The 14,048-nt window shown below is 72.4% G+C and carries 11 protein-coding genes; 9 read left to right on the forward strand and 2 right to left on the reverse strand.

What is annotated here, in order from left to right; genetic code table 11:
* The first annotated feature begins 234 nt into the window (after positions 1 to 234).
* From ACGF1Z_RS12840 to ACGF1Z_RS12850, 3 genes are all read left to right on the forward strand, one after another.
* On the forward strand, positions 235 to 1,791 hold the full coding sequence (locus ACGF1Z_RS12840) for a cellulase family glycosylhydrolase (protein ID WP_393003004.1): 1,557 nt from the start codon (positions 235 to 237) through the stop codon (positions 1,789 to 1,791).
* A 15-nt stretch (positions 1,792 to 1,806) separates the two neighbouring features.
* Entirely contained in the window at positions 1,807 to 3,534 is a 1,728-nt protein-coding gene (locus tag ACGF1Z_RS12845) for a glycoside hydrolase family 6 protein (RefSeq protein WP_393003006.1), read from the forward strand.
* Between the two features lie 648 nt (positions 3,535 to 4,182).
* On the forward strand, positions 4,183 to 4,929 hold the full coding sequence (locus tag ACGF1Z_RS12850; RefSeq protein WP_393003008.1) for a GNAT family N-acetyltransferase: 747 nt from the start codon (positions 4,183 to 4,185) through the stop codon (positions 4,927 to 4,929).
* Positions 4,930 to 5,004: 75 nt separating this feature from the next.
* Here the strand turns inward: ACGF1Z_RS12850 and ACGF1Z_RS12855 are convergent, their stop codons facing one another.
* Positions 5,005 to 6,036, reverse strand: a complete 1,032-nt coding sequence (locus ACGF1Z_RS12855) for a LacI family DNA-binding transcriptional regulator (RefSeq protein WP_393003010.1) — start codon at positions 6,034 to 6,036, stop codon at positions 5,005 to 5,007.
* A gap of 282 nt (positions 6,037 to 6,318) precedes the next feature.
* Here ACGF1Z_RS12855 and ACGF1Z_RS12860 point away from each other — a divergent pair, with 282 nt between their 5' ends.
* The 5 genes from ACGF1Z_RS12860 (at position 6,319) to ACGF1Z_RS12880 (ending at position 11,908) form a co-directional block, all read left to right on the forward strand.
* Positions 6,319 to 7,668 carry an ABC transporter substrate-binding protein gene (locus tag ACGF1Z_RS12860; protein WP_393003012.1) on the forward strand — a complete coding sequence of 450 codons (1,350 nt, stop codon included), beginning with the start codon at positions 6,319 to 6,321 and terminating at the stop codon, positions 7,666 to 7,668.
* Positions 7,669 to 7,766: 98 nt separating this feature from the next.
* Positions 7,767 to 8,777, forward strand: coding sequence for a carbohydrate ABC transporter permease (locus tag ACGF1Z_RS12865; RefSeq protein ID WP_393003014.1), 1,011 nt, complete (start codon positions 7,767 to 7,769; stop codon positions 8,775 to 8,777).
* Positions 8,778 to 8,782: 5 nt separating this feature from the next.
* Entirely contained in the window at positions 8,783 to 9,661 is an 879-nt protein-coding gene (locus ACGF1Z_RS12870) for a carbohydrate ABC transporter permease (RefSeq protein ID WP_393003016.1), read from the forward strand.
* A 75-nt stretch (positions 9,662 to 9,736) separates the two neighbouring features.
* Entirely contained in the window at positions 9,737 to 11,182 is a 1,446-nt protein-coding gene (locus ACGF1Z_RS12875) for a GH1 family beta-glucosidase (RefSeq protein ID WP_393003018.1), read from the forward strand.
* Between the two features lie 78 nt (positions 11,183 to 11,260).
* Positions 11,261 to 11,908, forward strand: a complete 648-nt coding sequence (locus tag ACGF1Z_RS12880; protein WP_393003020.1) for a 1,4-alpha-glucan branching protein — start codon at positions 11,261 to 11,263, stop codon at positions 11,906 to 11,908.
* A 107-nt stretch (positions 11,909 to 12,015) separates the two neighbouring features.
* Here the strand turns inward: ACGF1Z_RS12880 and ACGF1Z_RS12885 are convergent, their stop codons facing one another.
* Positions 12,016 to 12,933, reverse strand: coding sequence for a glutaminase (locus tag ACGF1Z_RS12885; RefSeq protein WP_393003022.1), 918 nt, complete (start codon positions 12,931 to 12,933; stop codon positions 12,016 to 12,018).
* 256 nt (positions 12,934 to 13,189) lie between these two features.
* Between ACGF1Z_RS12885 and ACGF1Z_RS12890 the strand changes: the two genes are divergently transcribed.
* Entirely contained in the window at positions 13,190 to 13,954 is a 765-nt protein-coding gene (locus ACGF1Z_RS12890; protein WP_393003024.1) for a VOC family protein, read from the forward strand.
* Positions 13,955 to 14,048 lie beyond the last annotated feature (94 nt).

A 14,048-nucleotide genomic window follows, 5' to 3' on the forward strand; every position in this document is an offset into this window, starting at 1 on the left:
TGGGGTGGTGCGAGGGCGAGTGGTCAAGCTCTGAACCAGTGGGAGCGCTCCCACTGTGCAGACCTGACGAGACGCCGTCAAGAGACGCGAAGAGTCGAAGGCAGCCGGTCCGAGAATTTGGCCAACTCCTCTTTTCCTTGGCGCCAGTTGCCGCTACGGTCTGCCCGACCAGTGGGAGCGGTTCCATCCAGTCGGCACGCCACCGGGGCGTGCCCTCGCTGTGAGGACTCGCTCATGCGACATCCCCCACGTCTGACGGCGCTGCTCGCGGGAGCGGCGCTCACGGCGGCGAGCACCGCTCTCGCCGTCTCGGGTACGGCCTCGGGAGCCGCGGCCGCACCCCTCTGCACCGTGCAGTACTCCGTCACCGGATCCTGGTCCGGCGGCTTCCAGGGCGCCGTGACCGTCACCAACAACGGTCCGGCCGTCAGCTCCTGGAGACTCGGTTTCGACTTCCCGGCCGGCCAGGTGCTCGGTCAGGGCTGGGGCGCCACGTGGTCCCAGTCGGGCGCGGCCGTCACCGCCGTGAACGAGAGCTGGAACGGCTCGCTCGCCACCGGGGCGGCGGCCACCACCGGCTTCCTCGCCTCGTGGTCGGGCAGCAACCCGGCGCCGAGCACGTTCACGCTCAACGGCATTGTCTGCGACCAGGACCCCGTCCCCTCACCGACCCCTACCCCCACCTCCCCGACCACTCCACCGACCACGCCTCCGACGACCCCGCCCACCCCACCGCCCACGACTCCCCCGACCACACCCCCGACCCCGGTCACCGGCGCGCCCCAGCTCGGCGTCACCGGCAACCGGCTGACCGACCAGAACGGCGCCACCCGTCGCCTGCTCGGCGTGAACCGCTCCGGCGGCGAGTTCATGTGCGTGCAGGGGTACGGCATCTTCGACGGCCCGGTCGACGACGCCTCCGTCCAGGCCGTCGCCGACTGGAAGGCCAACGCCGTCCGCATCCCGCTCAACGAGGAGTGCTGGCTCGGCCTCACCAACATCAAGCCCGAGTACCGCGGGGCGAACTACGTCTCCGCGGTCAGGGACCTGGTGGACCGGGTGATCGCGCACGGCATGACGCCGATCGTCGAGCTGCACTGGACGTACGGGCAGTACACCGGAAACTCGGCGGGCTGCGCCGACGTCCACGCGAGCTGCCAGAAGCCGATGCCCGACGCCCGGTACACGCCGGCGTTCTGGACCTCGGTCGCCGAGACCTTCAAGAACGACCGGCGGGTCGTGTTCGACCTCTTCAACGAGCCCTACCCGGACCGGGCCGCCCCCACCGCCGCGCAGGCCTGGACCTGCTGGCGCGACGGCGGGAACTGTCCCGGGATCGGCTACGAGGTCGCCGGCATGCAGGACCTGGTGGACGCGGTCCGCGCGACGGGAGCGCAGAACGTGCTCCTGGTCCCGGGCCTCGCGTACGCCAACGACCTGAGCCAGTGGCTCGCGCACGCCCCCGCCGACCCGGCGGGCCGTGTCGCCGCCGCCTGGCACGTCTACAACTTCAACACCTGCGCCGACGAGACGTGCTGGACGGGCACGCTCGCCCCGGTCGCCGCCCGGGTCCCCCTGGTGGCGGGCGAGATCGGCGAGAACACCTGCGGACACGCCTTCGTCGACCGCGTCATGAAGTGGTTCGACGAGCACGGGCTGTCCTACCTGGGCTGGACCTGGAACACCTGGAACTGCGCTTCCGGGCCGGCCCTGATCACCTCGTACGACGGCACTCCCACCTCATTCGGCATCGGGCTGCGCGACCACCTGCGCTCCCTGAACGCGAACTGAAAGGGCTACCCCTCCATGAGCCGCACCACCCTGCTCGCGGCCCTCGGCCTGATCACGGCGACGGGCGCCACCGCCACCGTGTTCGGCACGGCCGCCGCCGGCGCCGCCACCCCGGGCTGCCGGGTCGACTACCAGATCTCCAGCCAGTGGAACACCGGATTCGGCGCCAACGTCACCGTCACCAACACCGGCGACCCCGTGTCCGCCTGGACCCTGGAATGGTCCTACGGCGGCGACCAGAAGGTCACCCAGTCCTGGAACACCGCGCTGACCCAGTCCGGGGCCGCGGTCACCGCGAAGAACCTCTCCTACAACGGCACCCTCGCCACCGGCGCTTCGACCTCCTTCGGCTTCAACGGCTCCTACAGCGGAACCAACGCCGTGCCGGCGGTCTTCACGCTGAACGGCGTCGTGTGCAACGGCGCGACCACCCCGCCCACCACTCCCCCGACGACCCCGCCCACCACGCCTCCGACCACGCCCCCGCCCGGGACCAGGGCCGACAACCCCTACGCCGGGGCCAAGGTGTACGTGAACCCGGAGTGGTCCGCCAAGGCCGCCGCCGAACCGGGCGGCACCAAGGTGTCCCACCAGCCCACCGGCGTCTGGCTGGACCGGATCGCCGCCATCAACGGCTCCGCGACCTCCATGGGGCTGCGCGCCCACCTCGACGAGGCCCTGAGGCAGAAGGGGAACGGCGAGCTCGTCGTCCAGCTGGTGATCTACAACCTGCCCGGCCGTGACTGCGCCGCGCTCGCGTCCAACGGCGAGCTCGGCCCGACGGAGATCGACAAGTACAAGTCGCAGTACATCGACCCGATCGCGGCCGTCCTCGCCGATCCCGCCTACGCGGGCCTGCGGATCGTCACCACCGTCGAGATCGACTCGCTGCCCAACCTCGTCACCAACGTCTCCGGCCGCCCCACGGCGACCGCGAACTGCGACGTGATGAAGGCCAACGGCAACTACATCAAGGGCGTCGGCTACGCCCTGAACAAGCTGGGCGCGATCCCCAACGTCTACAACTACGTGGACGCCGGCCACCACGGCTGGCTCGGCTGGGACGACAACTTCGGCGCCTCCGCGGAGCTCTTCAAGACGGCCGCGACCGCCGAGGGCTCGACCGTCGCCAACGTCCAGGGCTTCATCGTCAACACCGCCAACTACAGCGCCCTCAAGGAGGACCACTTCACCATCAACGATTCCGTGAACGGGGTCTCGGTGCGCCAGTCGAAGTGGGTGGACTGGAACCGCTACACCGACGAGCTGTCGTACGCCCAGGCGATGCGCGAGAAGCTGGTCTCGATCGGCTTCGACTCGAAGATCGGCATGCTGATCGACACCTCCCGCAACGGCTGGGGCGGCGCGGCGCGGCCCACCGGACCCGGCGCTTCGACCAGCGTCGACACCTATGTGAACGGGGGCCGCTACGACCGGCGCATCCACCTCGGCAACTGGTGCAACCAGTCCGGTGCCGGTCTCGGCGAACGGCCCCAGGCGGCGCCGGCCGCGGGCATCGACGCGTACGTCTGGATGAAGCCGCCGGGCGAGTCCGACGGCGCGAGCAAGGAGATCCCGAACAACGAGGGCAAGGGCTTCGACCGCATGTGCGACCCGACGTACACGGGCAACGCCCGCAACGGCAACAGCATGTCGGGCGCCCTCCCGAACGCGCCGCTGTCGGGCCAGTGGTTCTCCGCCCAGTTCCAGGAGCTCCTGAAGAACGCGTACCCGGCGCTGTGACCGGCGCCTGAGCACGCCCGCGGGGCGGGCCGGACCCTCCGCGGTCCCGGCCCGCCCTCCGGCGTGCCCGGGCGGGGTCGGGCGTGCTCCCGCGGGCCCGGTGCGCTCCGGCGGGTCCGGTGCGCTCCGGGTCCGGCAGGTCCGGCGGGTCCGGGGCGCGGTCGACGAGTTCGCGCATCGCGCGCCGGCCCCCCCTCCTCGGTGAAGTCGCCGGTGGCGACGAGCAGGTCGTCGGGGGCCAGGCCAGCCGCCGCGACGCCCTCGCGGTAGCCGTCGAGGCGGGCCCGGGCCACGTCCATGTCGAGCGGTCCGGTGATCGTCGCGATCCGGCGTGCTCCCGCGGGTCCGGTGGCCTCCAGCGGGGCCGCCGCGCTCAGCCCTTCGCGCACCTCTCCTCGGGGGACCTCCCTGCTCGTCGCACGGCCCCAGACCGCCGGCCCGGGCCACGGGCTCCGCATCTCGACGGGGCCATAGGTCCCGGAGCCTGTCCCGGGGTCCGCGCCGGGCCGCTCCCCCGGCAGAACCGCGATGCCACCGGGCCTCCCTCTGCCGCGCCACGCCCCGGGCCGCGTAAATGCGTTGCCCCACCGGAGCGGGCGACGGAGCATGGGGCCGCTCAGCGCGATCCCGCTACCGACAGGCGCACAGGTGACTTCGTACGACGAACAACGCCGGACCTTCTCCGGGCCCGACGGCAGGCCGGTACTGACCTACGTCCCCGGTACCCGGGACGGGCACCCTTGGGCGGACCTGGCCGAGGTGGTCGGCCCTGATCCCGTGCCGGCCGTCCTCGGCGGCATGTCCGGATGGGCCGTGTCGGGCTCGGTGGAGCTCGGTGAGGCGCTGGTCCGGCACGGCGCGCGCACCCTGCGCCACGCCCACGGCATGCGCCGCGACCTGGTCGCCGACCCGCCCCCGGCCGAGTGGGCGTCCCTCGCCCTCCCGGACGGGCTGCGCCTCGCCCCGTGCGACCGCCCGGCCGCCGACCTGTTCCCGGCGTGGCGCGCCGCCTTCGCCCCCGGCCATCCGGACCACGACGAGGGCGGCGACGCGGACGTGCTCGGCACGCTCCTGGCCCCGCTCCTGGCCGGCGACCGCATCGGGCCGGTCCTCCCCTGCAGCACGCTGGCCGTCGACGCGGCGGACCGCGTCGTCGCCGGTGCCGTCGTCACGGACCGGGACGGCCTCCCGTGGATCGCGACCGTCTTCCGCGTGCCGGGCCCCGAGGGAGCGGGACTGGGCTCGGTGCTCCTGCGCCGCGTGCTGGCGGACGCGGCGGCCCGCGGCCTCCGGGAGATCGAACTGGTGGTGAGCGAGGGCAATCCCGCCCGCTCCCTCTACGAGAGGCTCGGCTTCACGCTCACCCGGACCTCCCTCACCGTCCTGGTCCCCTGACCGGGACGGCGTACGGCCGGAACGGGACGTCACCGGGAGGGAGGCGGCCCCCGCCGCCCTCACCGTGACATCGCCTCAGGACGAGTCCCGCACCACCAGCTCCGTGGGCAGCACGTGCCGCTGCACGTCCGGCGTCTCGGCCGGGGCGGCTATCCGGTCGAGCAGCATCCGCGCCATCGTGCGGCCCATCTCCTCGATGGGCTGCCGGACGCTGGTGAGCGGCGGGTCCATCAGGCGGGCCACGGCCGAGTCGTCGACGCCGACGAGGGCGACGTCCTCCGGGACGCGGCGGCCCGCCTCGCGCAGGACGCCCCGGGCACCGGCGGCCATGACGTCGGAGGCGGCGAAGACGGCGTCCAGGTCCGGGGCGCGGTCGACGAGTTCGCGCATCGCGCGCCGGCCGCCCTCCTCGGTGAAGTCGCCGGTGGCGACGAGCAGGTCGTCGGGGGCCAGGCCGGCCGCCGCGATGCCCTCGCGGTAGCCGTCGAGGCGGGCCCGGGCCACGTCCATGTCGAGCGGTCCGGTGATCGTCGCGATCCGGCGGCGGCCCCGCCCGGCGAGATGGGCGACGGCGGCGCGCCCGGCGCCCGCGTTGTCGGAGTCGACGTAGGCGGCGGACTCGTCGGCCGAACGGCGCCCGTTGAGGACGACCGGGAGACCGAGTTCACGCACCAGGTCGGGCAGCGGGTCGTCGGCGTGCACGGAGGCCAGCAGGACTCCGTCCACCCGCTGGGCCGCGAGGTACTGCTCGAAGCGCTGCCGCTCCCGCTCGGTGCGCACGAGGGTGAGCAGCAACTGCTTGTCGGCCTCGCCGAGCTCGGCACTGACGCCGCGGATGATGTCGAGGAAGTACGGCTCGGCGAAGAGGCGGGCCTCGGTCTCGGGGATGACGAGGGCGATCGCGTCGGTGCGGCTGCCGGCGAGCGCGCGGGCCGCCTGGTTGGGCACGTAGCCGAGTTCCTCGATGGCCCGGTCGACGGCCGCGCGGGCCTGTGCGCTCACCCGGGGCGAGCCGTTGATGACCCGGGACACGGTGCCCCGGCCGACCCCGGCCCGGGCCGCGACCTCTTCGAGCGTGGGCCTGCCGCTGTGCCGTCCGCCGTTCACGTCTCTCGTGCTCCCCTCGCCATGTGCCTCGTACTCTCCTCGTACGACCGCTCCGCGCGCCCGCGGCGATCAGGTCAAGATAGGCCACGCCCCCCGGCCCCGTCAGAACCGCCGTCCTTCGACGACCGAAGGGTGGGAGCGCTCCCACAGTAGCGGAACGCCGACGGCGACGAATTCGCGTTCATCTCTTGACACCCCCACCCGCAAGGCAGGAACCTTCCGGCATCGACGACGTGGGAGCGCTCCCATCGCTGACACCACCTTTTGGACGAGGAGAGTGGAATGCGTACTACCAGCAGCAGACCGGCGCCCGGCCGCACCCGCCGCACCGCACTGGCGGCGGTCGCGGCCCTGACGGCGGGCACGGCCCTGCTCACCGGCTGCAGTGACGGCGGCGACGGAGGGGACGCCGCCGGCGGCGGGACGATCACGCTGCGGGTCGGCACCTTCGGCTCCTTCGGCTACGACAACAAGACCGGCGCCAAGCTCTACGCCGAGTACGAGAAGACCCACCCGAACATCAAGATCGTCGAGTCCAACGTCGCCGACGGACAGAAGTACTGGGACACCCTCAAGCTGCGCCTCTCCCGCAACAGCGGCCTGGCCGACATCCAGGCGATCGAGGTCGGCTACATCGCCGAGGCGACCGGCTCCGCGATGGCCGGCAAGTGGGTCGACCTCTCCAAGAACGGGGGCGCGGACATCGGCGCCTTCCTGGACTGGAAGACGAAGCAGGCCACCACGGCCGACGGCAGCGTGATCGGTCTCGGCACCGACATCGGCCCCATGGCCATCTGCTACAACAAGGACCTGTTCGCCAAGGCCAAGCTGCCGACCGACCGCACCGAGGTCGGCAAGCTGTGGTCGGGCGACTGGGCGAAGTTCCTGGAGGTCGGCAAGACCTACCAGAAGAACGCCCCCGCCGGGACCTTCTTCCACGACTCCGGCAGCGGCCTCTTCAACGCCGTCGTCAACAGCGACCCGGAGCAGTACGCCAACACGAGCGGCGAACTCGCCTGGGAGACCAGCCCGGGTGTGAAGAAGGCCTGGAACACGGCCGTCGCGGCGGTGCAGGGCGGCCTGACCGCCAAGCTGCGCCAGTTCGACGAGAAGGGCACCTGGAACGCCGCCTTCAAGAACTCGAAGTTCGCCACGGTCGCCTGCCCGAGCTGGATGACCGGCATCATCAAGGACCAGGCCGGCGCCGCCAACCAGGGCAAGTGGGACATCGCCGCGCCTCCGGTCGCGGGCAACTGGGGCGGCTCCTTCCTGGCCGTGCCGAAGTCCGGAAAGCACACCAAGGAGGCCGCCGAGCTGGCCGCCTGGCTGACGGCTCCCGCGCAGCACGCCAAGGTGTTCGCGGTCAACGGCAACATCCCGTCCACCAAGGACACCCTCTCTTCGGCCGCCGTGGTCGGCGCCAAGCTGCCGTACTTCGGCGACACCCCGGTCGGCGAGATCTACGCGGCCGCCGCGGCCCACATCCGGCCGGCCCCGATCAGCCGCTGGGACGGACAGGTGAAGACCTTCCTCACCGACAACGGCATCCTCGACATCGAGCAGCGCGGCACCGACCCGGCCAAGGCCTGGGAGAACGTCAGGAAGCTGGTCGACGACAAGATCGACCAGTAGCGGGAGCGGGGGTGTCCCGCCGCGCCGGGCCGGCCGGCGGGACACCCCTGACCCACCGACCGCGCCACCCGTACGCACCGATCTGGAAGGACGCCCCCGTGGCCACCTCCGTACGGGCGAGGAACGGCGGCCCCCCGTCGCCCGACGCACCGCCCTCCCGCTCCCCGCGCCCCGGCACCCGCCGGCCGGACGGCCCGTCCGCCCGGCGCAGCAGGCTCTACCGCTGGGACCTGAAGGCGACGCCGTACGTCTTCGTCGCCCCCTTCTTCCTGACCTTCGCCGCCTTCGGCCTCTTCCCGCTGCTGTACACGGGCTGGCTCTCGCTCAACCGGGTGGAGCTCGGCGGCGATCCGCAGTGGAAGGGTCTGGAGAACTACACCGACCTGGCGGACAGCGACTTCTTCTGGAACGCGCTGGCCAACACCTTCACCATCGGCGTGATCTCCACCGTCCCGCAGCTGCTGATGGCGCTCGGGCTCGCGCACCTGCTCAACTACAAGCTGCGCGGCCGGGGTTTCTTCCGGGTCGCCGTCCTCGCCCCGTACGCGACCTCGATCGCGGCGGCGACGCTCGTCTTCACCCAGCTCTTCAACACCGACTACGGACTGATCAACTCCGCGCTGGGCCTGGTCGGTTTCGACCCGGTCGACTGGGAGTCGTCCAAGTGGCCCGCGCAGATCGCCATCTCGGTGATCGTGACCTGGCGCTGGACCGGCTACAACGCGCTGATCTACCTGGCCGCCATGCAGGCGGTGCCGCAGGACCTGTACGAGGCGGCCGCCCTCGACGGGGCCTCGCGCTGGCGCCAGTTCGTCAGCGTGACGATCCCGTCGATCCGCCCGACGATCCTGTTCACCGTCATCGTCTCGACCATCGGCGCCACCCAGCTCTTCGGCGAGCCGATGCTGTACGGCGGCAGCGTGGGAATCTCCGGCGGCAGCGGCAACCAATTCCAGACGCTGAGCCTGCTCATGTACGAGAAGGGCTGGGTCACCGGCGCGCTCGGCCAGGCCTCCGCCATCGCCTGGGTGATGCTGCTGCTCCTGCTCCTCATCGGCGGCCTGCAGGCGCTGATCTCCCGCGTGAACCGCAAGAAGCTGGGGGACTGACCCGGATGCGTACCCCTACCCCTGCCCGCCCCCGGGCCAGGTTCCGGCAGTCGGCCGGCCGGCAGCACCACGCCGGCCCCCTGACGTACGTCCTGCTCGGCGGCGCCGCACTGCTGTCTCTCTTCCCGCTCTACTGGAACCTCGTCGCCGCCTCGCACAGCGGCGATCGGGTGGTCACGGCCCCCGCGCCGCTCCTGCCCGGACCGCGGCTCCTCGACAACCTCTCCTTCGCCTGGAACCAGGTCGACATGGGCGAGGCGCTGGTCAACACGACGGTCGTGGCCGGGCTCGTGGCCCTGTCCACGGTGCTCTTCTCCACGCTCGCCGGCTTCGCCTTCGCCAAGCTGCCGTTCAAGGGCCGCAACATGCTGCTCATGCTCGTGGTCGCGACGATGACGATCCCGCCGCAGCTGAGCGTCATCCCGCTGTACCGGATCATCACGGACCTCGGCTGGGTCGACCAGCTGCAGTCGGTGGTCCTGCCCTCCCTGGTCGCCGCGTTCGGCGTGTTCTTCATGCGCCAGTACCTCGTCGAGGCCCTGCCGGTCGAACTGGTGGAGGCGGCCCGGATGGACGGCGCGCACTCGCTGCGGATCGTCTGGCACGTGGTCTTCCCGGTCGCCCGGCCCGCGATGGCGGTCCTGGGGATGCTGGTGTTCGTCCAGGCCTGGAACGACTTCTTCTGGCCGTTCATCGCGCTCACCCCCGACGGCAGCCCCACCCTCCAGGTGGCGCTCGCCGGCCTCGGTGCCGGCAACCACACCGTCGACCAGGCGGTGGTGCTCACCGGCGCGCTGATCTCGACCGTGCCGCTGCTGTTGGTGTTCGCCGTGCTCGGCAAGCACATCGTCGGCGGGATCACCGCGGGCGCCGTCAAGAGCTGACGGCACCCGCCCACCGCTCCGGCACGCCCTTCCCTCCTCGTCATCCACCCGTCTCTGCGTTGGGAGCGCTCTCTCATGACCGCGTCCGAAACCCGGCCGCTCACCGCCGTCCGCCGCTTTCCGTCCGGCTTCCTGTGGGGCGCGGCCACCGCCGCGTACCAGATCGAGGGGGCGGCGGCGGAGGACGGGCGCACACCGTCCATCTGGGACACCTTCTCGCACACCCCGGGCAAGGTGTTCCAGGGCCACACGGGCGACATCGCCGTCGACCACTACCACCGTTTCCGCGAGGACGTCCGGCTGATGTCCGAACTCGGCCTGAACGCCTACCGGTTCTCGGTGTCCTGGTCCCGGGTGCAGCCGACCGGCCGGGGTCCGGCCGTGCAGCAGGGCCTGGACTTCTACCGGCGCCTCGTCGACGAACTCCTGGAGGCCGGCATCGAACCGGCCCTCACGCTGTACCACTGGGACCTGCCGCAGGAGCTGGAGGACGCGGGCGGCTGGCCGGAGCGCGCGACGGCGGAGCGTTTCGCCGCGTACGCGGGGCTGGTCGCCGACGCCCTGGGCGACCGGGTGAGCCGGTGGACCACCCTCAACGAGCCCTGGTGCAGCGCCTTCCTGGGGTACGGCTCCGGGGTGCACGCCCCCGGCCGCACCGACCCGGTGGCCGCGCTGCGCGCCGCGCACCACCTCAACCTCGGCCACGGGCTCGCCGTGCAGGCACTGCGGTCGACGCTGCCGGCCGGGGCGAAGCTGGCGGTGTCGCTGAATCTGCACGAGGTGCGGCCGCTGACCGGCTCGGCGGAGGACCGGGAGGCCGCCCGGCGGATCGACACGGTCGGCAACGAGGTGTGGCTGGGGCCGATGCTGGACGGGCGCTATCCGCAGGAACTGTTCGCGGACACCGCGCACCTGACCGACTGGAGCTTCGTACGGCCCGGGGACGAGGCGACGGCCGGACAGCCGCTGGACTGGCTGGGCATCAACTACTACACGCCCACGGTCGTCTCGCGGGTCACGGAGGGCGAGGAGAAGCCGCAGGACGACGGCCACGGCAACAGCGCGTTCTCCCCCTGGCCCGGTGCCGACGACGTCGCCTTCCACCAGGCGGACGGACCGCGCACGGCGATGGGCTGGCCGGTGGACCCGTCGGGCCTCACGGACCTGCTGACCCGGGTCTCGGCGCGGTACCCCGGCCTCCCGCTGGTGGTCAGCGAGAACGGCGCGGCGTACGAGGACGAGGTCGGCGCCGACGGTTCGGTGCACGATCCCGAGCGGGCCGCCTACGTCCACGCGCACCTGGAGGCGGCCCACCGGGCCGTGGAGGAAGGGGCCTTGCTGCACGGCTACTTCCTGTGGTCGCTGCTGGACAACTTCGAGTGGGCGTACGGCTACGCGAAGCGGTTCGGTGCCGTGCACGTCGACTACGACACGCTGCGCCGCACGCCGAAGTCGAGCGCCCGCTGGTACGCCCGGGTGGCCCGGTCGGGCGAGCTGCACGCCCCCGGGGCGGACGCCTGACGGTCCGTCCGGGGGAGGTACGGTTCCCGGGCGGTCCGCCGACCGGGAACCGCGTCGTCACGGAGGAGTGCAGGAGACATGGCCGAGATCCACAGGACCACCATGACGCCGACCAAGCTGGAGCTGCTGGCGGCCTGGCTGCCGACGCGCCCCTGGTACCGGGGCGGTGCGCGGGCCGTGCCCGAGCTCGCCAAGGCGGGCGGTTTCCGGCTCGACGACCCGGAGGGGGAGGTGGGCATCGAGTTCATGGCGGTCGCGGACTCCTCCGGTGACGAGGTCCACGCCTACCTGGTGCCGATGACCTACCGCGCGGCGCCGCTGGAGGGCGCCGAGCACGCCCTGATCGGCACCTCGGAGCACGGGGTGCTCGGCACCCGATGGCTCTACGACGGGGCCCACGACCCGGTGCTGGTGACCCAGTTGACGGCACTGCTCGAAGGCCGGGCGGTGCCGCAGGCACAGAGCGTGTCGGACACCCCGGACCCGGCGGTCGAGGCGCGTTCCGACGGGCCGGGCACGTGGGACGCGGCGACCGCGGCGGTCGTGGAGGACGGGGCGCACGGCACCGACCTGCGGCTCGGCGCGGGCGCGCCGCTGCTGCGGCTGGCCCGGGTGCTCGACGCGAAGGCCACGGGACCGCGGGGTCACGTGGTCACCGGCTGGCACCTCCCGGACGGCGAGGAGCTGCGGGGGGCGTACGTCCTGGCCTTCGACCCGGCGGGCTGACGGATCCGGTCCGGCGGGTCGGTACGTGCACGACGGGCGGGCTCGCGCGACAGCCGGGCTTGCGGGACGCGGGGCTCGGGAGGCGTGCAGGCATCCGGGCCCGCCGGTCAGAAGACGGACAGGCCCGTGATCGTGGTGAAGCGGTCGAGGGCGGCGACGCCCGCGACCGAGTTCCCGCGCTCGTCCAGACCTGGGCTCCACACGCACAGCGTGCAGCGGCCCGGGACGACGGCGATGATGCCGCCGCCCACCCCGCTCTTGCCGGGCAGTCCCACCCGGTAGGCGAAGTCGCCGGCGGCGTCGTACGTGCCGCAGGTGAGCATGACCGCGTTGACCTGCTTGGCCTGGCTGCGGGTGAGCAGCCGGGAGCCGTCGGCGCGGATGCCGTGCCGGGCGAGGAAGCCGGTGGCGAGGGCGAGGTCGGCGCAGGAGGCCTCGACGGAGCACTGCCGGAAGTACTCGCGCAGCAGGGTGGGTACGGGGTTGACGATGTTGTCGTAGCTCGCCATGAAGTGGGCGAGGGCCGCGTTGCGGTCGCCGTGCGCCGTCTCGGAGGCGGCGACGTCACGGTCGAAGTCGAGATCCGGGTTGCCGCTCTCGGCACGCAGGAAGTCGAGAAGGACTCCGGAGGCGTCGCCGGTGATGCGGTGCAGCTGGTCGGTGACGACGAGGGCGCCGGCGTTGATGAAGGGGTTGCGCGGGATCCCGTTCTCGTACTCCAGCTGGACGAGCGAGTTGAACGGGTTGCCGGAGGGTTCGCGGCCGACGTGGTCCCACAGCGGTTCGCCCTTGCGGGCGAGGGCCAGGGCCAGGCTGAACACCTTGGTGACCGACTGGGTGGAGAAGGGCTGCTGCCAGTCCCCCACCCCGTACACCGTGCCGTCGAGCTCGGCGACGGCCATCCCGAAGCGCCGGGGATCGGCGGTGGCGAGCGCGGGGATGTAATCGGCGGGCCGGCCGCGTTCGACGAGGTCGGCGATCTCCTCGGCGATGCGGTCCAGAACGGGTTCGAACGTCAACAGCATGCGCACATCATGCGTCGGGCGGTTCCAAGGCGCTGTCGGCACCCCCTTCTCTTGCGCCCGCGCACACACGGGGCCGGTGGGATCACGGCGGGAGAGCCGCCCCGACCAGATGCTCCGGAGGTCACGGGCGTGACGAGTGGCGCCGCCGGGTCGTCCGGGTGAGGGTGTCCTGGGGGCAGAACCGGGGGCGAGGCCGAACGGGAGTGAGGTGAGCCGGGTGCCGTTGACCGCGGATGAGCCGGGAGCGCCCTGCTGGATGAATCTGGCGGCGCGCGATCTCGACGCGGCGGAGGAGTTCTACGGGGCCGTGCTCGGCTGGACCTTCCGGCGCGGCCCCCTGGGTGACGGCTTCTCCATCGGCGAGCGGGACGGGGTTCCGGTGGCCGGGATCGGCGAGGTGGTCGTCCGGATGGGCGTACCGGTCGCCTGGACGGTGTACTTCGCGGTGGCCGACGCGGACGCGGCGGTCGCGCGCATCCGGGAACGCGGCGGGACGGTCGGCGTGGGTCCGGTGCCCTTCCCGCCGCGCGGCCGGGCGGCGCTCGCCACCGACCTGGAGGGCGCCGCATTCGGGATCTGGGAAGGCCGCATCTCCTCCCGCTGGCGGCTCGGCGAGCACCACGCCCCCGCCTGGCTGGAGCTGCACACCCGCAACGCGTTCGACGCCGCGTTCTTCTACGGGGGCGTGCTGCAGTGGGTCGACGGGGGCACGGAACGCATCGAGGTCGCCTACGAGGACGAGCAGGTGGTCCTGCGCAGCCAGGGGGAGGCCGTCGCGCGGCTGAACAGCGGCCCCGCCGAGGCCGCCTCGACGCAGCCGCAGCTGCGCCCCCGCTGGCTGATCCACTTCCGGGTGCCCGACCTGGAGCGGGCGACCGCCGCGGTGCTGTCCCTGGGCGGCGCGCTGGTGCCCGAGGCGGACCACGGCTGGCGCGCCGTGGCGGGCCGGCGGGTGACGGTGCGCGATCCGCAGGGCGGCCTGTTCACGCTCGACGAGGCAACGGCGGACGACCCGGCCTGACCTTCTCGGTCCGGGGCTCCCGGCTGTGTGTCGGCCGCCGCGTCCGGCACTCGCCCGGCCGTGCCCGGGGCGTCCGTCCCGGAGACGTCCAGCC

The organism is Streptomyces sp. NPDC048018 (assembly GCF_043202995.1).
Lineage (GTDB): Bacteria > Actinomycetota > Actinomycetes > Streptomycetales > Streptomycetaceae > Streptomyces.